We start from the raw sequence: 24,019 nt of genomic DNA, 5'->3' as shown, positions 1-24,019 counted from the left end.
TGCCATGCGAAGGTTCATCTTCACGGCAATCTGTATCGCCGCCGCAACGGCCGCTAACGCCCATGATTGGTACGAAGGCACGATTGACCCACAGACGAAATTCAAGTGTTGCGGCGGTTCTGATTGCCGCGCCATACCTCCGTCTTCAGTGCGGTCCAGGGTAGATGGTGGTTACACTTATTTGCCGCATAATTTCACCATCCCACGGGACCGTGTACAGGAATCCCCGGACGGCCAATACCATATCTGCGAGAGTACCTACGTCGTAACTAATCAGCTGTATTGGCGTTGCTTTTTCGCACCTCGTGTCAATGTCTCAATGACGGCTAACCGCCCTCCTTGACAATGCGGCTGTACGCACCGAATCCGCATGCGCTAACGGGAAAGTGGAATCCACCGCCGGTCACGAAAGCCGCCGCGGCATCCGCGTTGACGGCTCAGTGACCTGACCCGTCGGGTGGAACTTCGGCGATGTACGCTGCTGGCAGGCTCACGCCCTCACATCGGCATCGGATACTGTCGGCGAACCTTCTCGATCTCGGAGAGGACATCGCTCGAAAGGTTCACCTGGACGGCGCTCAGGTCGATCTTCAGCTGCTCCATCGTCGTCGCGCCGATGATGACGGAGGTCATGAAGGGGCGGGTGAGGCAGAAGGCAAGCGCCATTGTGGAGGGATCGAGACCGTATTTCGCGGCGATCTCGACATAGGCTTTGGTTGGTGCTTCCTGGAGCGGCTGAAGGCGGCCGCCGAGATTTCCGTTGATCGAGGCGCGTGAGCCGGCGGGTCTGGCGCCGTTCAGGTACTTGCCGCTGAGAAGGCCAGCCGCAAGCGGCGAATAGGCGAGCAGGCCGACGTCCTCGTGATGCGACAGCTCCGCCATGTCCAGATCGAAGTGGCGGTAAAGCAGGCTGTACTCGTTCTGGACGCTTGCGACGCGCGGCAGGTTCTTCTTTTCGGAGAGCGTCAGGTATTTCTGCGTGCCCCAGGCCGTTTCGTTGGAGAGCCCGAAGGCGCGGATATTGCCGGCCTTCTGCAGGTCGTCCATCGTCTCCAGGATTTCCGCCATGTTGGCAAGCGCCTTTTCACGATCCTGCCCGAAGGGATCGTAGGTCCAGTTCTGGCGGAAATGGAAATGGCCGCGGTTCGGCCAGTGTATTTGGTAGAGATCGACGTAGTCTGTCTTCAGCCGCTTCAGGCTGGCTTCCAGCGCGAGGCGAATGTTCTTGGCGTCTGCACCTTCGCCGTTGCGGAGGTAGTCGCGGCCCTCGCCGGAGACCTTGGTTGCCAGCACGATGTCCTTGCGCTTGCCCGTCCTTGAAAACCAGCTGCCGATGTAGTCCTCGGTGCGTCCTTGCGTTTCCGGCGAGACCGGGGTCGTCGGATAGAGTTCGGCGGTATCGAAGAAGTTGACACCCTTCTCGACCGCGTAATCCATCTGCGCGTGCGCTTCGGCTTCGGTGTTCTGTGTGCCCCAGGTCATGGTGCCGAGGCAGATTTGCGAAACGGAAATATCGGTACGGCCTAATCGATTCAACTTCATTGGATACCTTGAAAATGGATGAGCGGACATGTCCGGGGAGGGCGGCGCAAATCTAGGCGCGAATTGCGCAAGCGCAAGGAAAAAATTGGGGCTTTTCGCGCCGGCAAAGGCTCTGGAGACCCTGGCGCGGCTATTGACTCTCCCGGCAAGAACGTCAATTGGAGGCGAAATAGTCCAAATGACATAATAAGGGACATATAGATGACCGTCGCTTTCACATTTCCCGGCCAGGGCAGCCAGGCCGTTGGCATGGGCAAGGAACTCGCGGAAAACTATGCCGAAGCCCGTGCCGTCTTCGAAGAGGTTGACGATGCGCTCGGCGAACAGCTCTCGACGGTCATGTTCGAAGGCCCGGAAGATACGCTGACGCTCACGGCCAATGCTCAGCCGGCGTTGATGGCGGTATCGCTCGCGGTTATTCGTGTCCTTCAGGCGAAGGGTCTCGATCTCAAGTCAAAGGTGTCCTTCGTCGCCGGCCATTCGCTTGGCGAATACTCCGCGCTCTGTGCCGCCGGCACCTTCTCGCTTGCCGACACCGCGCGTCTGCTGCGTATTCGCGGCAACGCCATGCAGGCGGCAGTCCCTGTCGGCGTCGGCGCCATGGCGGCAATCATCGGTCTGGAACATGCCGACGTGGTTGCAGTGTGCGAAGCCGCGTCGGTCGAAGGTGCCTGCCAGATCGCCAACGACAATGGCGGCGGCCAGATCGTCATTTCCGGTGAAAAGGCAGCCGTCGAAAAAGGCGCGGCACTTGCGACCGAAAAGGGCGCCAAGCGCGCGATCCTGCTGCCGGTTTCCGCTCCCTTCCACTCTTCGCTGATGGCGCCGGCCGCAGATGCGATGCGCGAAGCGCTCGCAGGCGTTTCGAAGTCCAACCCGGTCGTGCCGCTGATTGCCAACGTCCGCGCCGCGCCGGTGACGGATGCCGGCGAGATCGCCAGGCTGCTTGTTGAGCAGGTCACCGGCCAGGTCCGCTGGCGCGAAACGGTGGAATGGTTTGCCGCAAACAATGTCACGACGCTTTATGAGCTCGGCTCCGGCAAGGTTCTGACAGGCCTTGCGCGCCGTATCGACAAGACGGTGAACGGCATCACCGTCAATACGCCCGCCGATATCGACGCGGCCGTTGCCGCCCTCATGGCCTGATTGGTTTCACCAAATATAAGGAACGCATCCATGCTCGATCTTTCCGGCCGCAAGGCGCTCGTCACCGGTGCATCCGGCGGCATCGGCGAGGAAATCGCCCGCATTCTCCACAAACAGGGCGCCGTCGTAGGCCTTCACGGCACGCGCGTCGAAAAGCTCCAAGCGCTGGCGGGCGAACTTGGCGATCGCGTCAAGATATTCCCGGCGAACCTTTCCGATCGTGACGAGGTCAAGGCGCTCGGCGTCAAGGCCGAAGCCGAGCTCGAAGGCGTCGATATCCTGGTGAACAACGCAGGCATCACGAAGGACGGCCTCTTCGTTCGCATGAGCGACGAGGACTGGGACAGCGTCATCGAGGTCAATCTGACGGCAATGTTCCGCCTGACGCGTGAACTGACACATCCGATGATGCGCCGCCGCTACGGCCGCATCATCAACATTACGTCCGTGGTCGGCGTTACCGGCAACCCGGGACAGGCAAACTACTGCGCCTCCAAGGCGGGTATGATCGGCTTTACCAAGTCTCTTGCCCAGGAGATCGCGACCCGCAACGTGACCGTCAACTGCGTCGCGCCTGGCTTCATCGAATCCGCCATGACCGGTAAGCTGAACGACAAGCAGAAGGAAGCGATCATGGGCGCGATCCCGATGAAGCGCATGGGAACAGGCGCCGAAGTCGCGTCGGCAGTCGCCTACCTTGCCTCCTCGGAAGCTGGCTACATGACGGGTCAGACACTGCACGTAAACGGCGGCATGGCCATGATCTGAAACGGAAAACCGGCCCTGTTCGCGTTTTTCGCCGGAATAGCGTGTTGAGCAATCGAATGGGGTTGATTTTCAGGCTTTGCGGCAGACATAAACCGTGTTAAGCGGGCCATGACTGTCACAGTCGTTCCGGGAAACAAGGCGGACCGGCGGGCTTTTTGCCAGCATGGGACATCTTCGAGAGCCGGGCTAACGAGTTTGCTGAAAGTGCCGAGAGGGCGCCGAAGGCTGAAGCAGGGTAGGGATGCCGGAAGGCATTCTCATCAGGATATAAGGTCGAGGAAACCGACATGAGCGATATCGCAGAACGCGTAAAGAAAATTGTTATTGATCATCTTGGCGTCGACGCCGAGAAGGTTGTCGAGGGCGCCAGCTTTATCGACGATCTGGGCGCTGACTCGCTCGACACGGTCGAACTGGTCATGGCCTTCGAAGAAGAATTCGGCGTGGAAATTCCGGACGATGCAGCAGACTCGATCCTCACGGTCGGCGACGCAGTAAAGTTCATTGAAAAGGCCCAGGCTTAATCCTGTGTGATTTTCAAAGGGCGGGCCATGAGTCCGCCCTTTTTGTTTGTGCATTGCGTTAGCGAAAGAACAGGCGGGGAAGCTGTCGATGAGACGGGTCGTCATCACTGGTACCGGCATGGTATCACCCTTGGGATGCGGAACTGACGTGACGTGGTCGCGGCTGCTCGCCGGACGCAGCGGCGCTCGTCTTGTCACCGAATTCGAGGTGGGCGACCTTCCTGCCAAGATCGCCTGCCGCATTCCGGTTGGCGACGGCACCGACGGCACGTTCAACCAGGATGACTGGATGGAGCCGAAGGAGCAGCGCAAGGTCGATCCCTTCATCATCTTCGGCATGGCCGCCGCCGACATGGCACTGAACGACGCCAACTGGCATCCTGACAATGATGAGGATCAAATCGCGACCGGCGTGCTGATCGGCTCAGGCATCGGCGGCATCGAGGGCATCGTAGAAGCGGGCTATACGCTGCGTGATAAGGGTCCGCGCCGCATCTCGCCCTTCTTCATCCCCGGCCGTCTGATCAACCTCGTATCCGGTCAGGTCTCTATCCGCCACAAGCTGAGAGGGCCGAACCACTCGGTCGTCACCGCCTGTTCGACCGGCGCCCACGCCATCGGCGATGCCGCCCGTATGATCGCGCTCGGGGACGCAGATGTCATGGTCGCGGGTGGAACGGAATCGCCGGTCAGCCGCATATCGCTCGCGGGCTTCGCGGCTTGCAAGGCGCTTTCTACGCAGCACAATGACGATCCTGAGAAGGCGTCGCGTCCCTACGACCGTGACCGCGACGGCTTCGTCATGGGCGAGGGAGCTGGCATCGTCATTCTCGAAGAGTTGGAACATGCCAAGGCGCGCGGCGCAAAGATTTATGCGGAAGTCGTCGGCTACGGCCTCTCGGGCGACGCCTATCATATCACCGCACCGGCGGAAGACGGCGACGGCGCGCAGCGCTGCATGGCCATGGCACTGAAGCGCGCCGGATTGACGCCTGCGGATGTCGATTACATCAACGCGCACGGCACGTCGACCATGGCCGATACGATCGAGCTTGGCGCTGTCGAGCGTCTGGTCGGCAACGCGGTGTCAAAGATTTCGATGTCTTCGACAAAGTCGGCGACCGGTCATCTGCTGGGGGCTGCAGGCGCCATCGAGGCGATCTTTGCGACGCTTGCGATCCGCGACAACGTCGCCCCGCCGACGCTCAATCTCGATAATCCCGAGCGAGAAACCGCCATCGATCTCGTTCCACACAAGGCTCGTCAGCGAGAAATCAATGTCGCACTCTCGAATTCCTTCGGATTCGGGGGTACGAATGCATCGCTGGTGCTGCGCCGCTACACCGCCTGACGGCGGTTTTTGAAGCGACAGGAGGACGGGCCAGTACCTTCGGGAGGATGGCCCTACCTGCTTTTTGCCGTATTGCTTCTTAAAACAGCGGACAGGGCCAAGTTTAGAGGATTGCCGGTGAGCGATACGAATCAGAGCAACGACGCGGCGGGCCACAACAGCCAGCCTGCGCAGAATGGGCCGATCATTCCGAAGTCGCCCAATGAAGCGCTGCGCCCGGAACGCGTTCCGGAGCCGCCGAAGCGCTCGAAGAAGGCGCGCAGCCAGGTCGTCATCTTCCTGAATTTCCTGATGACGATGGTCGTGCTTGCCTGCGCCGCCGGCATCTTCGCGTTCTATTACGCGATCTCCAGCTACCAGGAACCCGGTCCGCTGGAGACGAACACCAATTTCATCGTGCGCAGCGGCGCCGGTCTTTCGGAGATCGCCACCAATCTCGAGCGCAACAACATCGTCTCCGATGCCCGCATCTTCCGCTACCTCACGGCGACGTACCTGAAAGAGGGCGAGAGCCTGAAGGCCGGTGAATACGAGATCAAGGCGAAGGCTTCCATGAACGACATCATGGAACTGCTGAAGTCCGGCAAATCGATCCTCTATTCGATCTCCTTCCCGGAGGGCCTGACGGTGCGCCAGATGTTCAACCGCATGAACGGGGATACCGTCCTCGAAGGCGAGCTGCCGACGGCGCTGCCACCCGAAGGCAGCCTGCGTCCCGACACCTACAAGTTCTCCCGCGGCACGAAACGCCCCGAGATCATCGACCAGATGGCCGCGGCACAGACGAAGCTCGTCGATCAGATCTGGGAGAAGCGCGATCCTTCGGTCTCGCTGAAATCCAAGGAAGAGTTCGTGATACTCGCTTCGATCATCGAGAAGGAGACAGGTATTCCGGATGAGCGCGCGCACGTCGCGTCCGTTTTCCTCAACCGGCTCGCCAAAGGCATGCGGCTTCAGTCCGATCCGACGATCATCTACGGCCTCTTCGGTGGCGACGGAAAGCCCGCCGACCGGCCGATCTTCCTGTCGGACCTCAAGAAGGAAACGCCTTACAACACTTACCTGATCAAGGGCCTGCCGCCGACGCCGATCGCAAATCCTGGCCGCGATGCCCTGGAAGCAGTTGCTAATCCGTGGAAGACGGCGGATCTCTATTTCGTTGCCGATGGCACCGGCGGCCACGTTTTTGCGGCGACGCTTGAAGAACACAATGCCAATGTCAAGCGCTGGCGCAAGCTTGCAGCTGACAAGGGCGCCGATCCGAATATCGTGGTCGACGGCCAGCCGGAAGCTCAGGCCGAGCCGCCGGCTCAGCAGAAGAAAAAGAAGACGAATTGATTTCGGAGGCTCGGATGGCTTTGCAGTCCATGACTGGTTTTGCGCGGCGCGAGGGAACGAGCGGCCGCTGGCGCTGGGCATGGGAACTGCGGTCGGTCAACGGCAAGGGGCTTGACCTGCGGCTTCGCCTGCCGCCCGGCCTCGAGCGCATGGAAACCGATGTCCGCCGTGTCACGGGCGAACAGTTCAGCCGCGGCAACATGCAGGTCAACCTCTCGGTCTCGGCCGGCGAGAACCGCTTCGAAACTGTTCTCAACCAGGAAGCGCTGGCCAACGTGCTCGCCATGCGCGACCAGCTTGCAGGCGTCATCGATCCGGCGCCGCTGACCCTCGATACACTGCTTTCCATCCGCGGGCTCGTTGAGTTTCGCGAGACTGAGGACAGCGAGGCAGAGATCGCCGCGCGCGATTCAGACATCACCAACGGCCTGTTCGCCGCGCTCGCCGACCTCAAGCATATGCGGGAGCAGGAGGGCGCCGCGCTGTCCCGCGTGCTGCTCAATCACGTCTCGACGATCGAAGACCTGACGCATGCGATCGAGCGCGACCCGTCGCGCACGCCGCAGGAGATTTCCTCGCGCATCAAGGCGCAGGTTGCCTTGCTGATGGACGGGATAGGCGCGCTTGACCGCGACAGGCTGCATGCGGAAGCGGCGTTGCTCGCGACCAAGGCCGATCTTCGCGAAGAGATCGACCGGCTGAAGGCGCATGTCGCGGCTGCGCGCGATCTGTTGGGCCGCGGTGGTCCGGTCGGCCGCAAGCTCGATTTCCTTGCACAGGAATTTAACCGCGAATCGAATACTATCTGTTCCAAGTCGAATGCCTCGGCGGTTACGGCTGCCGGCATCGAACTGAAAGTCGTCATCGACCAGTTCCGCGAACAGGTCCAGAATCTGGAGTAGGACATGAAACCGGCGAAAGCTTCGCCCGTTCCGATCGCCCGCCGCGGTCTGATGCTCGTCATCTCGTCGCCGTCGGGCGCGGGCAAGTCGACGATCGCAAGGACGCTGCTGGCACAGGACAAGCAGATCGGCCTCTCCGTCAGCGTGACGACCCGCCAGCGGCGCCCGAGCGAGGTCGAGGGCATTCATTACCATTTCAAGAGCATTCGCGAATTCGAGCGGCTGCGCGATTCCGATGCGCTGCTGGAATGGGCCGAAGTGCACGGCAATTTCTACGGCACGCCGCGCGAGCCGGTGGAAGCTGCGATGGCCGAAGGCCGCGACATGCTTTTCGATATCGACTGGCAGGGCGCCCAGCAGCTGCAGGAGAAGATGTCGGCAGACGTCGTGTCGATCTTCGTCCTGCCGCCGACGATGACTGAATTGCAGTCGCGCCTTCACCGGCGTGCCGAAGATTCGGAAGAGGTCATCGCCCAGCGCCTTTCCAATTCACGCGCCGAGATCTCCCATTGGCGGGAATATGACTATGTCATCGTCAACGACGACCTCGACACCGCCTTCGACGCCGTCCAGTCGATCGTGAAGGCCGAACGCCTGCGCCGCGACCGGCGGCACGGCATCTACGATTTCGTCACCAAATTGCTGGAAGAAACGCCCGCTCTCTAAAGCGAATTCGCAAGCAGGCAGAATTCCTCGACGGAAAGCGTTTCTGCGCGGCGCTGCGGATCGATGCCTACCTTATTGAGCAGGCTCTCGCCGCCCAGCGGCTTGAGGCTCTGGCGTAGCATCTTGCGCCGCTGACCGAAGGCAGCATGCGTTACTCTTTCAAGGTTGGCGACGGCGCAGGGGATGGGGTTTTCCTTCGGCGTCAGATGCACCACCGTCGACGTCACCTTCGGCGGCGGCGTGAAGGCCTGCGGCGAGACGTCGAAGGCCATGTACGCATCGGTCCTCCAGCCGCAAAGCACGCCGAGCCGACCATAGTGGTCGTCGTCCTGTGCGGCGACGATACGCTCACCAACTTCCTTCTGGAACATTAGCGTCAGGGATTCCCAGAACGGCGGCCATTCCTTTGGCAGCAGCCAGTTCACCAGCAGTTGCGTACCGACATTGTAGGGAAGATTGGCGATGATCTTGACAGGTCCCTCGGGGGCCAGCGCCTCGAAATCGGTCTTCAGCGCATCGCCGCCCATAACCTCGAGCCGGTCAGGGTAGTGGTCCGATATTTCCGCTAGCGCGGGCAGGCATCGCGGATCACGCTCGACGGCAATCACCTTCTTCGCCCCTAGCGCCAGGATGGCACGCGTCAGCCCACCGGGTCCAGGGCCTACCTCGAACACGGTACAGCCTTCCAGCGATCCTGCGGTGCGTGCCACTTTCTGCGTCAGGTTGAGGTCGAGAAGGAAGTTTTGCCCGAGCGCCTTGCGCGCATCGAGGCCGTGACGCTGAATCACGTCCCGAAGCGGCGGCAGACCATCAAGTGCGGCCATCAGCGATGTTCCGCCGAACGACTGAGATGGGCTGCAAGCTTGAGGGCGGCAGTCAGGCTCTGTTCGCGCGCAAGGCCCTTACCGGCAATACCGAATGCCGTTCCGTGATCCGGCGATGTCCGCACGAAGGGCAGGCCGAGCGTCACATTGACGGAATCGTCGAAGCCAAGCGCCTTGACCGGGATCAGCGCCTGATCGTGATACATGCAGACCGCGACATCATACCGGGCGCGGGCCTCGTCGTGGAACATGGTATCGGCGGGAAGGGGGCCGATCGCGTCGATGCCCTCGGAGCGAAGAAGCTGTATGGCGGGATGAATGATGTCTTCGTCCTCGCGTCCCATCGTTCCGCTTTCGCCAGCATGCGGATTGAGACCGGCGACGGCAAGGCGCGGTCTCTCGATGCCGAAGCGCTTTCGGAGGTCGGCGTGTGCGATGCGGCACGTTTCCACAATCAGTTCGCCGCTCAGAGCCTGGGGAACGTCCTTGATCGGGATATGAATGGTAACCGGGATCGCCCGCAGCTTGGGGCCCGCCAGCATCATAACGGGCCTGACCGGTTTGCCGGTCGCGCGGGTAGCGAGATCGGCAAGAAATTCAGTATGTCCCGGAAATTTGAAGCCAGCCTCGTAAAGGACGGCTTTGGCGATGGGATTGGTGACGACGCCTGCCGCCTCGCCTTTGACGACCAGCGATACGGCGGTTTCGATCGCGGCGATCGTAGCAGGCGCCGTCGCAACATGCGGCTCGCCGGCGGCCACTTCGACGCCGGCAGGAATTGGCAGGACGGGCAGGGCATCGGCAAAGACATCCGCAGCCGTTGCAGCGCTCGCCTCAGCTATCGCGACGGAAAGATCGAGCTGCCGCGCTCTTACCGCCAGCACGTCTGGGTCGCCGATCAGAAAGAAAGGTGGCAGGCCAAGCTCACGCCGCCTCAGCCAGGCCATCAGGGTTATGTCCGGGCCGATGCCGGCCGGATCGCCTTGCGTCAGCGCAAGCGGGCGCGAAAATGGGGTAGCCACGGCGGTCAGCGATAGATGATCTGCGCCTTCTTGCGCAGCTCTTCCATATATTTGGCGGCGTTTTCGTTTTCCGGCGCGCTCTTGCCGGCCTTGGCCTTGTCGAGGTCTTCCTGCCGGAAAACGATCTCAGCGGCTGTATCGTCGGACACCTCGCGCTGGCTGCAGATCGCAAGATACTCCACGCCCTTGTCCGTCACGCGGGTCGCCGTGGTATTGCCCTTGGCCTGCTCGACCAATGGCTTCCACTCGGCCGGAAGTTCGGGCGCCAGGATGCGGCCAAGTTCGCGGACCGAGACGTCGCGCATTGTTGCTGCAAAGACCTTTGCCTGTTCGCAGCCCGGATATTTCGAACGTGAGGCTTCGGCCTCGCTCTTGCGCTTGCCCGTAATGCCCTTCTTCGCTTGCGGCACGACGAAGATGATTTGCTGAAGCATGTATTCGGTCGTGACCGGCTTTTGCTTGTTGTTTTCCATCATGCGACTGACGAGATCGCTGCTCGACATGCGGGCACTCGATCCATAGCGCGCATTGACGACACGCGGCCAGCTCATTTGCACTGCAATATACTGCTTGAAATGATCGGCGCCGACCCCGGCCTGAGTGAGAACTTGGGTAAGCTGCTCGGTCGAGAGCTTGTTTCCGGATGCAAAGCGCGCAAAGGACGCGTTGACGTCATCCTGGGAGACGGACATGCGCACCCGCGAGATTTCCTGACGCTTCAGGGTTTCCTCAACAAGCGATTCTTCTGCCGTCTTCGCATCGGCCTTCTGGCGCTGGAGACGAAGGAACGCCTGGCGCGTTGCGACGTCGCCTGTGGTCAGCGCCACCCCGTTGACGACGGCCTTGACTTCGCTGGCGGCAAAAGCGGAACCGCCCTGGGGCTGAACAAGCGCCCCGAGCACGCACAAGGCAGCTCCGGCAAACAGAGTTGTGACAATTTTTCTCGCGCCAATCATGTGTCAATCCTTCCCATAGACGCTGCGGCAGCAAGTGCGCGTGTACACAGCTTTGCCGAGGCCGGATACCGCCAAGCGACATCCCTATGCCTCATAACCCGATTGACGGCAATGTCCTGCATAGTGTTGCGGCGAAAGAAAGGCCCCACTTTCTTTCGCCGTCCAATGTCGCGATCAATTATTGTAGATATTCTTTTCGATATCGTCAGAATATCCAACGTTGATATCGCCAAGCGTGCGGAACGTGAGTCTGGCACCGATGCTCCAATCGCTTGCCGACTGGTCGCTCGTATCGCGTTTCGAACTATAGGCGATTGTGAAGATCGTGCATTCGTCTTCATAGGAAAGGCCGAGTGTCTTCCTGCTGACGACATCGTTGTTGAGATCCCATGCGATGCCACCGAAGACGGACCAGTAGTCCTTGAACTTGACCGTTGCCTTGGCCTGGATTTCATCGCTGTCTTCAGCAAACCCGTAGTCCGGCTGTGCGGAAATATGGGTGTAGAGAAGCTGGCTCTGGAACGTATCGGTCTGGAAACCGGTCGTCAGATCGCCGCGACGGAAGGAAAGATCCTCCTCGTCCAGGCGGTACGAGGCGGCGAAGGAAAGCCCCTGCGGCGTCTCCACACCGGCCAGTCCGACATAGTCGGAACGTGTGGTCTCGAGACCCGAATCCGCCCCCACATTCACGAGATCGTCCTCGGCAAACGAGTTCTGACCGGCAAGCTGATAGGACTGGCCGAAAATGCCGTGAAGCTTGTAGCCGTTGTCGAACGTGCCGGTGTACTGGAAGCCAATATTGGCGCGCGTGCCGCCCTCGATGCGATCGTAACCCGAGAACTTGTCACGCTCGAAAAGCGACGTCGCGTCGAAAACGAAGCTTTGCGCGTCCTCGTTGGGTAGGGCGCCTGCCAGCGGCTCGTCGGGACGGGCGTAGACTTGTGCGATCGGTTCGAAGACGTGCGTGCTGTTTGCCGTGGTCATCAGGATAGGATAGCGCGCTTCCAGGCCGGCGGTGATCATTCCGCGCGTTGCGCTTTTGCCGTCGTCGTAATTGCCGTCGTAAGTTCCAAGCACGCTTGGATCGTCCATATTGAGCGCGAGTGCATCGCCTCGTGCGGCGATGAGAGGCGTAATAAGCACGCCCTGGGGCGTCACGAAAGTACGCTTCCATTCCAACTCGCCCGTCAGGCGGGACGTGTGTCCCTCGAGGCCTGGGAAGCGGTTTTCGCCCACAGGGTTGAGGAAGAAGCTGTCGTGGGTGCGCGAAATATTCGTAAAGTTGACATCGAGCGACAGCTCGCCGCCGGCAAGCGGCTGCGGTGCCACGGCATGATAGTCTATCACCGGATAGACGATCGCCTGCTCTTTTTCTGCCTCGCTATCGGGATCGGCATCCTGGACGTCAAAATAGAACGATCTGATGTCGAAGTAATTCCGCTTGCCGAGACCCGTCAGATAAACCTGGTTGTTGTGGGTCGTTTCGTTGAAGCCTTTGAGTTCGTAGGTACGCGAGAAGTTATTGTCGCTCTGCACCATGACATCCCAGCCGAATGTCCAGCGGGGATTGATCTTGAACTCTGCCTGGGACCCAATCATTCCGCGGTTATCGGCTTCACGGTCGCTCGTGTCCTCGGTGAAGCTCTGCGGATGTATCTGGTTGATGCCCGCAACGCGGAGCGTATGCGTGCCGTTTTCGAAACGCTGCCGGAACTCAGCATCGAGCAGGAAGCCCTGATTCGTGTAGCCGGTGCCGCTGACTGTCAGGTCCATGCTCGGCGAGAAAACGTAGTAGTAGGGAACCGTCAGGCCGAAGCCGAGGTTCTGCGATGTGCTGAAGCTGGGGAACAGGAAGCCGGACTTTCGCTTGACCGTCTGGTCCGGAACCTCGATCCAGGGGAGGAAGGCGATCGGATGACCGAGCAGTTCGAAGCGTGCCTTCTCCAGCCGGATGGTATGTTTTTCGCCGTTCTGGATGACGCGCTCGGCCTTGACCTGCCAGAAAGGCGGGCGTTCCGGGCGTTCGGCGCAGGGAAGGCATGCCGTGTAAACGCCCTTGTTGAGGATCATCAGATTGTCGTTGACCCGCTCGCCGCTTTCAGCGGCGATGCGCGTGTTGTCCGTAGTCTCGATGCGCAGCGCATTGACGAAGCCTTCGGCGAAGTCGTCTGTCACGTCGAGCTTGTCGGAATACATGCGATTGCCGTCGGGGCTGATCAGCTCGATATTGCCGATCGCCATCATCCGGCCCGTCTTCTGGTTGTATTCCACACGCTGGGCCACCATTTTGTAGCCCGCATAGTTGATCTGTACGCCTCCGATTGCGGAGACGATCTGCTGATCGCGGTTGTAGACGAGCTCGTTGGCCGAAAGCATCATCTTCGCTTCGGGATCGACCCTCGGCTGCAGCCTCTGCAGCGTCGAATCTTGCGCGAATACGGCGGGAATGTTTCCGGAATAGCTGAGCAGAGTCGTCCCTGCGAGCAGGGCAACCAACTGTTTACTAAAAGTCTTGCGGTCGCCTGCCGCCACTAGCCGTCCTCCTGATGAAGCAGAATCGTTGCGCCGAGAGCCAATGCGACGACGACCGGAATCCAGGCCGCCACGAAAGGCGGTACGACTCCGCTGCTTCCAAATGCCTTTACAAGCACGTTGACGACATAAAGCACGAAGCCCGAAAGGATTCCACCCAGAATCACCGACCTCGACTGGTTGAACCGGCTAAATTTTAGCGACACTGTTGCAGCAATGAGAGTCATCGCGACAAGCAGCAGCGGTTGGGACAGCAATGAGTGGAATTGCGTCTCCAGTGCCTTCGTCGGGACGCCGAAGGATTTGGCAATTGCTATTCGATTGGAAAGATCAAAAAAGGCAATGGTTTCAGGCGCTGTCAACCGTTCCTGGACGAAATCCTGTTTCAGATTGGTGCGAAGTTGAAGAGTATCCTTTCGAACCGCGATTTCGCCTGGCCGGCGTTCGGTAATGTTCTTAAGAAGCCAGTAACCATCTTCCAATTTTGCCGAAGCTGCGTCCTGTCGCAGAATGACGCGGCCGGCCGAATCGAAGTGGATCAAAACGGCATCGATCAGCAGCGTCCCGTTCTCCTGAATCGTGCGCGCGCCGATGATGACGTCGTCCTGGCCGCTGATCTGGCGCAGCCAGGGAACCAGCGGCTTGTTGCTTGTTGCTTTTTCCTGGCCGCGCCAATCGGTTTCCACGAGTGCTGCCTGCCGCTGACCCCAAGCCGCGAGCGGATTGATGACGGTCATCGTCAGGATGCCGAGCAGGAAGGCGCCGGCGATGAAAGGCGACATGAACTGCCACACCGAGATGCCGGCTGCGCGCGCCACCACCAGTTCATACCTGCGGTTCAATCCGATCAGCACGGTCATCCCGACGAAGAGCGCTATGAAAGGCACGGTCTGCTGGATGATGAGCGGCAGCCTGACGGCCGTCATCAGCAGGCCTCCGGCAACTGTATAGCCCGGCAGGCCCGACATCCGGCCTGCCGTCTCACTGAAATCGATAAGGTAGACGATCGAGATGATTCCGAGGAAGAACCAGATCGTGATCGCAAGATACCGGCGGAAGAAGTAGCGTCCTAGGGTGCCGAAGATCATGCGCGGCCTCCGGGCGTTTTTCCGATTGCGGAAGGCAGCAGTCGCTCGATTCTATGCCAGATGCCGGCGGCGCGTTCTCCCACGGCGGCTGGAATCAAAAGACGCTTGTGCATGCTGAGGAAGACGATAGCGGCGATGCCGGCCACGACGGGTATCGCATACAGCACGCTGATGTAGAACGGATCCGTGTCGATCTGGTTTGCCGCGTAGAACGACGCCCAGCGCAGGGCGAAGGCAAGGGTCAGAGCCGCGACCATCGGATGGAGACGCGCCTCGCGATGCGACCGCGCGTCACCGGCGACCGCCAGCGCAATCAGCGCAAAAACGAAAGGCAGAACCCAATCGCTGAGCCGACGGTGAAGTTCAGCGCGGTACGACCCGGGCTTGGCGATGTAATCCTTGTCGGCAGGATCCGGATTGAACAGGAAGGCCAGATCGCGGTCGCTGGCCCGAAGCGTCGCCTGCCCGCGGTTCTGCGTCAGATCGGAGAGATCGAAGGAATAGGAGTCGAATTTGATGATGGAGACGTTGCCGTCACGGGCTTTGCGCTGAACCTCGCCGTCGCGCATGATGAGTGATGTTCCCGCATCGTCGACCGCGCCCTCGCGTGCGTAATAGATCATGTCGAAGGCGGGATCGCGCTCGTCGACGACGAACAGGCCCCTCAGCACGCGGCCTGCCAACCGTTCCGAAATCTGCACGTAGAGACCTTCATCGATCCTGCGGAAGTTCTTCTCTTCGATGACGGTGGACAGCAGATCGGCATAGGCTGCCGCGATCATCTGGCGCGCGCCGGTCTTAGCCTTCGGCTCGACGACGTTGTCGACGAAGAAGGAGAATATGCTTATCACGGCCGCAAGCAGCAGGATCGGGCGGATGATGATGTTCCGTTTTGCGCCGGCCGCATCGATAACGGTCAGCTCCGAATCGTTGTTCATCGTCGTCAGCGTCTGAGTGACGCCGATCACAATGGCGAAGGGCAGGACGACAGGAATGATCGATGGCAGGATCAGCGTCGCAAGCTTGGCGAACGAGCCAATCGACTGACCGCTATCGGTGACCAGGTTGATACGCTGCAGGACCTGGGTCGTCCATATGATCGCGAGCACCGGCAGCAGCGCTACGAGAAACATCTGGCCGACGCGCCGCAATATGTAGATCTCTAGTAGTTTCATGCCTGCCCTTGAAAGCACCTGCGAAGCGGAGGCATCGCAGCAGGAACCCATCTAAGCTGTTTGCTGCGCATTTGCGACAAGCAGGTGTCAAAATTTCACTCAAATTTCAGAATTTTTTGGCCGGTGTGACGAATCGGTAAACGCATAGACACCGGCAAAAACCACAATCGCCAAAAGCCAGCCGAGCACGAGATCGGACAGGTAGTGCGCGCCGAAGGAAAGCCGCATCAGCGGCGTGAGGATAGAGATCGCCAGAATCGGCAAAAACAGTCCGGTTCGCGCCGGTTGCGGTATCAGCATGACGAGGCAGAGCAGCCAGCCGGCGCTTGCCGCCTCTCCGGAGACAAACGAACAGTTCGACATGCACTTTCCGGCAAGCGATCCCGCCTGCACGAAATCGAAGCTGCCGCCGAAGTTGAGGGTCTCGATCGGCCGCGGCCGGCCCCAATGTGCCTTAAGGATGAGGTTCGCGATCAGGCCGGGTCCAAGCAGCAGTGATGCCAGGGCGACTTTGAGGTTTCGGGCCCGGAGCGCGTTGAAGGTTCCGCCGTGATGCCGGTAGCACGCAATCAGCAGGGCGAGTTGAAAGGCCCCCACAACATACGGCAGCCGAAAGAAAATCGTTCTGAGCGTTTCCAGAAAGGGCTGACGTGAGGGGAAATGTCCGCAAATCTGCGCCGCTGCGTTCGAGGGTTTGCAGGTCTCGACGAGAAAGAAATGCCACGAGGCAACGATATCGACCTGCGGGAAAGAATGGAATATCAGAAGCAGCACCCACCACAGACAGAAGAGCGCTATAAAAATATATCCCGCGCTGGATGGAAAGCGAGCTTGGGCGGATGACTTGTCTGCAAGACTAGCGGTCACGTCAGGGCATTCTTCTCATGGTTTCCGGCGCGCCATAGCAAGCACAGTTGCTTTTTGACTCGGTCCTGCAGATTTGTCCATGGTTTCCAGATCACGCTTGTTTTCAGCGCTGAAACCCGAAATTATCGCCGCCGGTTGGATTCCACAGAATCCGAATGGAGAAGACATGGCAGCCAAATTCGATATCTCATTTTCAAAGTCGGCCAAGATCAGCGGCGGACTGAGCATTCTGCTGAAGGCAAGCGACGCCGATTTGGCTGCGGGAGCCGAGATCGCCGACCCGGCCAGCGTCATCGCTAGGGCCATGAAAATTGCGAAATTCTCGGCAAAACCGGTGAGCACGCTCGATATTGTCGCCCCCGAAGGCTCGCCGGCCGAACGCCTTATCGTGATCGGTCTCGGCAAGGCCGAAGAACTGACGGCGCATGACTGGCTGAAGGCAGGCGGTACGGCTGCCTCGAAGATCAAGAGCGTCGAGAAGGCGACCATCTTCATTGATGCCCCAGGCGTTGATATCGATGCAAAGATTGCCGCGGATTTCGCGCTCGGCATTCTGCTGCGGGGTTACAGCTTCGATACCTACAAGACGAAGAAGACCGACGACGAGGACAAGGCGAACGGCAAGGCAACCAAGGTCACCATCATTACCGCCGCTGCGGCCGGCGCAACGAAGGCCTTTGCCGATTCTGAAGTTGTCGCCGATGGCGTCAACCTTGCGCGTGATCTCGTGAACGAACCGCCGAACGTGCTCGGCCCCGTCGAGTTCGCGGCAAAGGCAAAGCAGCTGGAAAAACTCGGCGTCGAGGTCGAAATCCTGACGGAGCGCGAGATGAAGCGTCTCGGCATGGGGGCGTTGCTCGGCGTCGCCCAAGGTTCCGCTCGTCCGCCGCGCCTTGCCATCATGCAGTGGAAGGGCGGAAAGGCCAAGGAGCGTCCCGTCGCCTTCGTTGGCAAGGGCGTCGTCTTCGACACCGGCGGCATCTCGATCAAGCCGGCGGCAGGCATGGAGGACATGAAGGGAGACATGGGCGGTGCGGCCGCTGTCACCGGCCTGATGCATGTGCTTGCCGCCCGCAAGGCAGCCGTCAATGCCGTCGGTATCATCGGCCTCGTCGAAAACATGCCGGACGGCAATGCCCAGCGCCCGGGCGATATCGTCACCTCAATGTCCGGCCAGACGATCGAGGTCATCAACACTGACGCCGAAGGCCGTCTCGTGCTCTGCGACGCACTGTGGTATTGCAACGACCGCTTCAAGCCACAGTTCATGATCAACCTCGCGACGCTGACGGGCGCCGTCGTCGTGGCGCTCGGCAGCGTCCATGCCGGCTTGTTTTCGAACGATGACGCGCTTGCCAGCCGATTGACGGAGGCCGGCCTCTCCACGAGTGAGAAGGTCTGGCGCATGCCGCTCGGCAAGGAATACGACAAGATGATCGACAGCAAGTTCGCCGACATGAAGAACACCGGCGGCCGCTACGCGGGTTCGATCACGGCGGCGCATTTCCTGAAGCGCTTCGTGCAGGACACCCCCTGGGCGCATCTCGATATCGCCGGCACCGCAATGGGTTCGCCGCTGGATGAGATCAACCAGTCCTGGGGTTCCGGCTTTGGCGTCCGGCTGCTGGATCGCCTCGTGCGCGACCACTACGAAGCCTGATCGCGCGCATGACGGAAGTCCTGTTCTATCATCTGACCGAATCCAAGCTGGAAGACGCCCTGCCGCCGCTCGTCGACAAGAGCGTCGGGCGCGGCTGGCGTGTCGCGATCCAGGTGAAGGAGCCGGCCCGAAGGGACGCGCTCGATGCGCATCTCTGGACGTTCCGTGAAGACAGTTTTCTGCCGCATGGCACGGATGAGGCTGAACTTGCCGAAGACCAGCCCGTCTTGCTGACGGCATCCGCTGGAAACGCCAACGCCGCGACCGTGCGTTTCGTCGTCGACGCCGCCGAACCGCCGCCGGTCGACACCTATGAACGGATCGTCTTCATGTTCGACGGATACGACCAGGAACAACTCGAAGCCGCGCGCGCCCAATGGAAGAAGCTGAAAGGCGAGGGGCACAGCCTCACCTATTGGCAGCAGACGCCGGAGGGACGCTGGGAGAAGAAGGCCTGACCGCCGAAGGTCAGGCGAGATCACCGTCCGTTACGACTTTGTCGATGAAGGCCTTCTTCGACGCGGTGTAAGCGGCGCGATTCTCGGCATACTTCCGCGCAAGATCGATCTTCAGTTCTTCGTAGGATTTGACGAGAGCTGGATTGCTCCGAAGCCTGTCGCGGAAAAGAATATTCCGCTTCCAGTTATAACCGTTATGTTCGACGATATGGGCGAGATGCGTACGCGTTTCGCCCTTGATGCCGCGGCCGAAGATGTGATCGTTGGGCACGACGTCTGCTCCAGCATAGTCGTAGCCGATCCGCTCCATCGGTCCGATACAGGTCGCCCCGTCTTCGAAACGTCTGATGCCGATCAGAATGTCGATGATTGGTTTTGCTTTGATCGCCGGGATGGCGGTGCTGCCGAAATGCTGGATGTCGAGCGCCAGAGATCCGAGCGCACCTCGGATTCTAACCTCTTCCAGCGCATAGGCTTTCTGCCATCTCGCGTCGGGAGCGGCGAGCGTGACGGTCAGATGCCGCACGCCCAATCCAAAAGACTCGTCTTGCTCCTGCGGCATGGTATTGGACGTCCTTGGCGAGGGTCGATCTCGTCACTCTAACATTCAACGGCCGGTTTGGCATCTGGCCGGCGATCTGCCGGTCAGTCGTGAAACGCCTCGACGAACTTCCGCTTGCCGAGCATGAAAGCATCGGCGACGTGGCGCAGCGGCGCGAGATCGACGTCGGATTTGCCCGCCTTGACGATTTCCGCAAAACGCCGGTAGAGCTGAGGATATTCCTCCTCCGGCGCGGAGAATTTCAGCTCGCCGTTGATGGAGAGTTTCGATCCGCCTTCCGTAAGCTCCATCGTCCCGGCTGCCGTCTCGGCGATGATGTCCCAGCTCTGCTTTCCGGTCTGGCGCCAGTCGAATTCACCGTGAACCGGAACGTCGTCGGCATTCTTGAAATGCAGGTCGGCGGCAATCGGCGCGTCGCGGTTTTCCGGGAACTCCAGCGTGGCGCTCGTCAGGAAGATCGCCTTCGGCAGGATATGGGTGACGATCGACAGGGCATTGATGCCGGGATCGAAAACGCCCAGCCCACCGGCCTGCCAGATCCAGTCCTGGTTCGGATGCCAGTGGCGCACGTCCTCCTTCCAGACGACGTGAACGCTTTCGATCTTGGTCGAGGCGAGGAATGCTCTCGCGGCCTCGACCGCAGCCGCGTAACGTGAATGCCAGCTTGCAAACAGCGAGACGCCCTTTTCGGCCGCCAGCGCTTCGAGGTCGGCGACCTCGCTCAATGTCGCGCCCGGCGGCTTTTCGAGGAAGACATGCTTTCCGGCGGAAAGCGCTTTATGGGCTGCCTCGTAGCGATATTGCGGCGGCATGCAAAGCGACACCGCATCGATCGCCGGCACCGCGTCGAGCATGGCTTCTATGGACGTGAAGCTCTGGACGCCATCGACGGTGCCGTGGCGGCTCGCCGTCGCGACAAGCTTGAAATCCGGGTTCTTGGCGATCGAGGGAAGGTGCTGGTCGCGGACGATCTTGCCGACGCCGACGATGGCGAGGTTGATGGGTGACATGGGATAAAGCTCGCGTTCGGTGTTTCGCTCAAAAGTATGATTTATTGCGCGGTGTTTTATCAGAATGTTACCGCCGGGCAAGCGGCGTTGTCACCTGCAGATCGACAAGGCGCTGCGGTTAGCCCGCCATGGCGTCCTCATATTCGGCGGAAAGCTCGAGCCACTGCTCTTCGGAGGCTGCGAGTTTTGCTGCTGCCTCGCCACGCTGCTTGACTTTCTCGCTGGCCTTTGCCGGTGTCTTTTCGTAGAGCGCGGGATCGGCAAGCTCGGCATCGAGAGCCTGAATCTGTTTCTCCAGCTTCGCCGTCAAGGATTCGATTTCGTTGATCTTTTTCCTAAGCGGTGCAAGCGAGGCACGTTTGCCGGCATTCGCCTTGCGCTGATCCGCCTTGGAGGACGCTTCGTCATTCAGCTCAGGCTTTTCGTCTTTTTTTTTGCCCGAAGAGACAACGAGGTTGCGGTATTCCTCCATATCGCCGTCGAAATCCGAAACCGTGCCGTTGTTGACCAGCCAGAGACGGTCGACCGTCGCCTCGATGAGATGGCGGTCGTGCGAGATGAGAATGACGGCGCCATCGTAGTCGTTAAGCGCTTCTATCAATGCGCGGCGGCTGTCGATGTCCAGGTGGTTGGTCGGCTCGTCAAGGATGAGCAGGTTCGGCGCGTGGAATGCGGCAAGCCCCATCAGCAGGCGAGCCTTCTCGCCGCCGGAGAGATCCTTGGCGGCGGTCGACATCTTTTCCGTCGAAAGCCCCATCTGCGCAACACGGGCGCGCACCTTGGCCTCGGGCGCCGCGGGCATCAGGCGGCGCACATGCGCGACCGGCGAGTCGTCGGGAACGAGATCGTCGAGCTGGTGCTGGGCGAAAAAGCCGATCTTCAGGCTGGGTGCGAGTTTAATGTCGCCGCTTTCGGCCGAAAGCCGACCGGCGATGAATTTCGCGAAGGTCGACTTGCCGTTGCCGTTGGAGCCGAGCAGCGCGATGCGGTCGTCGTTGTCGATGCGGAGGCTGATGCTCTTGAGGATTGGCTTGCCCGGTTCATAACCGACGGCGCCGCCCTGGATCGCGACGATCGGCGACGCGGGCTGCTTTTCCGGCTCCGGGAAAGTAATCGGCTGGACGTGACTTTCGATCACTGCGGCGACGGTGCCCATACGTTCGAGCGCCTTGACGCGGCTCTGCGCCTGGCGCGCCTTGGAAGCCTTTGCCTTGAAGCGGTCGATAAAGCTCTGCAGATGCTTGCGCGCGGCTTCGTTCTTGGCCTTCGCTTTTGTCTGCAGTTCGTCAGCTTCCGCCTTTTGCCGCTCGAATTGATCATAGCCGCCGCGGTAGAAGGTCAGCTTCTTCTGGTCGAGATGGATGATCGAATTGACGGCGTTGTTCAGAAGGTCCCGGTCATGGCTGATGATGATGACCGTATGCGGATAGCGCCGCACATAGTCTTCCAGCCAGAGCGTGCCTTCGAGGTCGAGATAGTTCGTCGGCTCATCGAGAAGCAGCAGATCCGGTTCGGCAAAGAGCACTGAGGCAAGCGCAACGCGCATGCGCCAGCCGCCGGAGAACGCCGAGGCCGGGCGCTGCTGGGCCTCCTGGTCGAAGCCGAGACCCGCGAGAATGCTCGCCGCGCGCGCCTCCGCCGAATGCGCGTCGATGTCGACAAGGCGCATCTGGATTTCCGCAATGCGATGCGGATCGGTCGCGGTCTCGGATTCGACAAGAAGTGCTGCGCGCTCCTTGTCGGCGGAAAGGACGATGTTGATCAGCGAATCTTCCGTGCCCGGCGCCTCCTGCGCCACCTGGCCGATACGGGCGTTTTTCGGTATGGAAACCAAGCCCGTCTCCGCGCCGAGATCGCCGGTGATGATCCTGAAGAGCGTGGATTTGCCCGCGCCGTTGCGCCCCACAAGGCCAGCCTTCGTGCCCGCCGGAAGCGTGACGCTGGCATTGTCGAGGAGAAGGCGCCCGGCGATGCGGGCGGAGATGTCGGTAATCGTGATCATGCGCGGCGTTTTGGCCGAAAGCCGCGATCAAGGCAAGACCGTGCGGATATTAGCGGCCGAAAGCTTGTACAGGCTGCCGGCGATTGGACTGGGCGGCAAGAAGCGCGACACGGGCATTGGCCTCCAGTTGCGCGGGCGTTGCCGCGTCGGAACTCAGCGCGATACCGAGAGAAATGGTGAGCCTGCCGGGATCGCCCTTGTCGGAGGTCGCAAAAACCATGTTGTCCTCCACCGAATGGCGCAGCCGCTCGGCGATCGCCAGCGCCTCGCGCATACCCACATTGGCAAACAGGAAGCCGAACTCGTCACCTTCGGTGCGCGAAACATGATCGTTCTTCTTGATGGACTTGCGGAAAAGGTCGGCGAGCTTCTTCATCAGCTTGTTGCCGGCCTGCACGCCATATTTGGCGTTCAGCTGCTTGAAGTCGTCGATATCGACCATGATTAGCGCACCGCCGGCGACGCCTTCCTTGAGCTCGTAAAGTTCGCCGATCGCCTTCGTCAGCGCGATGCGGTTTGGCAGGCCCGTCAGCGCATCGGTCACCGATGCCGATTGCACGGCGGACATCGCGCGCTCCAGCATCTCGATGCGTTCGGCATCGGCAAGCAGCTTGACCTCGAGTCCCGCTTCGGACGAAAGCACGCTCGTGAGCGATGCCGCGAGGAATTCCATCTCGCTCATGAAGGCTGCAAGACTCTGGTCGCCATTGCCGGAGATCGATTCCAGCAGGGCCTCCGCGGCGCGCAAAAAGGCGTGCTTCTGCCTGACGCCATCCGCCAGCCGTTCGGCGGCTTCCCGAAGGAGTTTGCCAGCTTCGCTGCCGGCGGCTTCCGCGGCAAGCCCGCAATGGCTGACGAGGCGATACTGCAGGCCAAGTGCATCGAGCTTCGCCTGCTGCGGATGGGAGCCGAGTGCTGCGATGTCGCTGGCAAGCGCCGCATTGTGACCGGCAACCGCCTCGTAGAGCAGTTCGTAGTTCCGCGGCAGGCCGGCAATGCTCAGCCGCGCCATGTGCTGCGCGATCTTCTGGGTATCGGTTAAGGCAGCAGGGCGGGCGCCCTCGTGCTGCATTGCATTTCTAGTTGCATTCTGCATGACGGTCCCTCGCTGTGCCAGCGCTATCCGGCTGCGGCTTTGCGCTCTGTTATGCCGTCAATATTTTAAAATATCTTGAATTTTCAGTTGTTTTGTCTCGCTTATTACGGATCACTGAAATGAAGTTAATGCAACCTTGAAGCGCTGCAACTCGAAACAATGGCGCCCATGAAATTTCCTGATCACACTCGCGCCGCAAACACTTTCCTTCAGGTGAGGGTAAGGCGCGGTCGGGAAGGCATCTTCCTGGCAACATCCGGGAACCGTTCATCATTCCGCCGTCGGCGGCTTTCGAACATAAGGTGAACGCGGTAGCGTCGTCTGCGATGAAAGAGCGCATGGCGTACAAATTCCGCATCTACCCCGACGGGGAGCAGGCCCGCCTGTTCCGCCGCACCATCGGGTGCTGCCGCCTCGTCTACAACACCTGCCTCGAACAGAAGCGCCTGGAAAGACACCGTTCCGATCCGCGGCGGCTGAGCGCCATCGACCAGAACAAGCAGCTCGCAGACCTCAAGGCGGAGCTGCCA

The 24,019-nt window shown here is 60.3% G+C and carries 22 protein-coding genes; 10 read left to right on the top strand and 12 right to left on the bottom strand.

Annotation, left to right across the window (positions count from 1 at the left end; translation table 11 throughout):
* Positions 1-498: 498 nt before the first annotated feature.
* Positions 499-1,542 (bottom strand): aldo/keto reductase, encoded by a 1,044-nt coding sequence (locus tag BN1800_RS08770; RefSeq protein ID WP_086996542.1) that lies wholly within the window; start codon positions 1,540-1,542, stop codon positions 499-501.
* Between the two features lie 201 nt (positions 1,543-1,743).
* Between BN1800_RS08770 and fabD the strand changes: the two genes are divergently transcribed.
* The 7 genes from fabD to gmk all read left to right on the top strand — a co-directional run bounded on the left by fabD (position 1,744) and on the right by gmk (position 8,237).
* A complete protein-coding gene (gene fabD, locus BN1800_RS08765) occupies positions 1,744-2,688 on the top strand; it encodes an ACP S-malonyltransferase (RefSeq protein WP_027507380.1) in 945 nt (314 codons plus the stop codon).
* A 30-nt stretch (positions 2,689-2,718) separates the two neighbouring features.
* A complete protein-coding gene (gene fabG, locus BN1800_RS08760) occupies positions 2,719-3,456 on the top strand; it encodes a 3-oxoacyl-[acyl-carrier-protein] reductase (protein ID WP_086996539.1) in 738 nt (245 codons plus the stop codon).
* A gap of 287 nt (positions 3,457-3,743) precedes the next feature.
* Positions 3,744-3,980 (top strand): acyl carrier protein, encoded by a 237-nt coding sequence (locus BN1800_RS08755; protein WP_027507378.1) that lies wholly within the window; start codon positions 3,744-3,746, stop codon positions 3,978-3,980.
* 88 nt (positions 3,981-4,068) lie between these two features.
* Complete coding sequence (gene fabF, locus BN1800_RS08750; RefSeq protein WP_086996536.1) at positions 4,069-5,331, top strand: beta-ketoacyl-ACP synthase II; 1,263 nt, start codon at positions 4,069-4,071, stop codon at positions 5,329-5,331.
* Positions 5,332-5,448: 117 nt separating this feature from the next.
* Entirely contained in the window at positions 5,449-6,669 is a 1,221-nt protein-coding gene (gene mltG / locus BN1800_RS08745; protein ID WP_086996533.1) for an endolytic transglycosylase MltG, read from the top strand.
* 14 nt (positions 6,670-6,683) lie between these two features.
* Complete coding sequence (locus tag BN1800_RS08740) at positions 6,684-7,571, top strand: YicC/YloC family endoribonuclease (RefSeq protein ID WP_027507375.1); 888 nt, start codon at positions 6,684-6,686, stop codon at positions 7,569-7,571.
* 3 nt (positions 7,572-7,574) lie between these two features.
* Positions 7,575-8,237, top strand: coding sequence for a guanylate kinase (gmk, locus tag BN1800_RS08735; protein ID WP_027507374.1), 663 nt, complete (start codon positions 7,575-7,577; stop codon positions 8,235-8,237).
* Here gmk and rsmA read toward each other — a convergent pair.
* From rsmA to BN1800_RS08700, 7 genes are all read right to left on the bottom strand, one after another.
* Positions 8,234-9,061 carry a 16S rRNA (adenine(1518)-N(6)/adenine(1519)-N(6))-dimethyltransferase RsmA gene (gene rsmA, locus BN1800_RS08730; RefSeq protein WP_086996530.1) on the bottom strand — a complete coding sequence of 276 codons (828 nt, stop codon included), beginning with the start codon at positions 9,059-9,061 and terminating at the stop codon, positions 8,234-8,236. The genes gmk and rsmA overlap by 4 nt on opposite strands.
* On the bottom strand, positions 9,061-10,083 hold the full coding sequence (gene pdxA / locus BN1800_RS08725) for a 4-hydroxythreonine-4-phosphate dehydrogenase PdxA (protein ID WP_086996528.1): 1,023 nt from the start codon (positions 10,081-10,083) through the stop codon (positions 9,061-9,063). The genes rsmA and pdxA overlap by 1 nt, the downstream gene beginning before the upstream one ends.
* A 5-nt stretch (positions 10,084-10,088) precedes the next feature.
* Positions 10,089-11,039 (bottom strand): SurA N-terminal domain-containing protein, encoded by a 951-nt coding sequence (locus BN1800_RS08720; RefSeq protein WP_027507371.1) that lies wholly within the window; start codon positions 11,037-11,039, stop codon positions 10,089-10,091.
* Between the two features lie 174 nt (positions 11,040-11,213).
* Positions 11,214-13,571, bottom strand: coding sequence for an LPS-assembly protein LptD (locus BN1800_RS08715; RefSeq protein ID WP_086996525.1), 2,358 nt, complete (start codon positions 13,569-13,571; stop codon positions 11,214-11,216).
* Complete coding sequence (lptG, locus tag BN1800_RS08710; RefSeq protein WP_086996523.1) at positions 13,571-14,659, bottom strand: LPS export ABC transporter permease LptG; 1,089 nt, start codon at positions 14,657-14,659, stop codon at positions 13,571-13,573. The genes BN1800_RS08715 and lptG overlap by 1 nt, the downstream gene beginning before the upstream one ends.
* Positions 14,656-15,834: an LPS export ABC transporter permease LptF gene (lptF, locus tag BN1800_RS08705; protein ID WP_027507368.1), complete on the bottom strand. Its 1,179-nt coding sequence runs from the start codon at positions 15,832-15,834 to the stop codon at positions 14,656-14,658. The genes lptG and lptF overlap by 4 nt, the downstream gene beginning before the upstream one ends.
* Positions 15,835-15,933: 99 nt before the next feature.
* On the bottom strand, positions 15,934-16,701 hold the full coding sequence (locus tag BN1800_RS08700; RefSeq protein ID WP_280173949.1) for a phosphatase PAP2 family protein: 768 nt from the start codon (positions 16,699-16,701) through the stop codon (positions 15,934-15,936).
* A 166-nt stretch (positions 16,702-16,867) separates the two neighbouring features.
* Between BN1800_RS08700 and BN1800_RS08695 the strand changes: the two genes are divergently transcribed.
* Together BN1800_RS08695 and BN1800_RS08690 are read left to right on the top strand one after the other, a co-directional pair.
* Entirely contained in the window at positions 16,868-18,361 is a 1,494-nt protein-coding gene (locus BN1800_RS08695; RefSeq protein WP_086996520.1) for a leucyl aminopeptidase, read from the top strand.
* Between the two features lie 8 nt (positions 18,362-18,369).
* Positions 18,370-18,819 (top strand): DNA polymerase III subunit chi, encoded by a 450-nt coding sequence (locus BN1800_RS08690; protein WP_027507365.1) that lies wholly within the window; start codon positions 18,370-18,372, stop codon positions 18,817-18,819.
* Between the two features lie 10 nt (positions 18,820-18,829).
* On the opposite strand, the gene BN1800_RS08685 is transcribed toward BN1800_RS08690, so the two are convergent.
* The 4 genes from BN1800_RS08685 to BN1800_RS08670 all read right to left on the bottom strand — a co-directional run bounded on the left by BN1800_RS08685 (position 18,830) and on the right by BN1800_RS08670 (position 23,489).
* Complete coding sequence (locus tag BN1800_RS08685; protein ID WP_086996517.1) at positions 18,830-19,381, bottom strand: GrpB family protein; 552 nt, start codon at positions 19,379-19,381, stop codon at positions 18,830-18,832.
* Between the two features lie 83 nt (positions 19,382-19,464).
* Positions 19,465-20,391: a Gfo/Idh/MocA family protein gene (locus tag BN1800_RS08680; RefSeq protein ID WP_086996514.1), complete on the bottom strand. Its 927-nt coding sequence runs from the start codon at positions 20,389-20,391 to the stop codon at positions 19,465-19,467.
* A gap of 118 nt (positions 20,392-20,509) precedes the next feature.
* A complete protein-coding gene (locus BN1800_RS08675) occupies positions 20,510-22,393 on the bottom strand; it encodes an ABC-F family ATP-binding cassette domain-containing protein (protein ID WP_086996511.1) in 1,884 nt (627 codons plus the stop codon).
* Between the two features lie 49 nt (positions 22,394-22,442).
* On the bottom strand, positions 22,443-23,489 hold the full coding sequence (locus tag BN1800_RS08670; protein WP_086996508.1) for a GGDEF domain-containing protein: 1,047 nt from the start codon (positions 23,487-23,489) through the stop codon (positions 22,443-22,445).
* 338 nt (positions 23,490-23,827) lie between these two features.
* Between BN1800_RS08670 and BN1800_RS40225 the strand changes: the two genes are divergently transcribed.
* Positions 23,828-24,019, top strand: a 192-nt coding sequence (locus tag BN1800_RS40225) for a helix-turn-helix domain-containing protein (protein ID WP_179213767.1), incomplete at its 3' end; no start/stop codon positions are given.

The sequence above is a fragment of the Rhizobium sullae genome (assembly GCF_900169785.1).
In the GTDB taxonomy this organism is placed as follows: Bacteria; Pseudomonadota; Alphaproteobacteria; order Rhizobiales; family Rhizobiaceae; genus Rhizobium; species Rhizobium sullae.
This window is presented reverse-complemented; position numbering and strand designations above follow the sequence as displayed.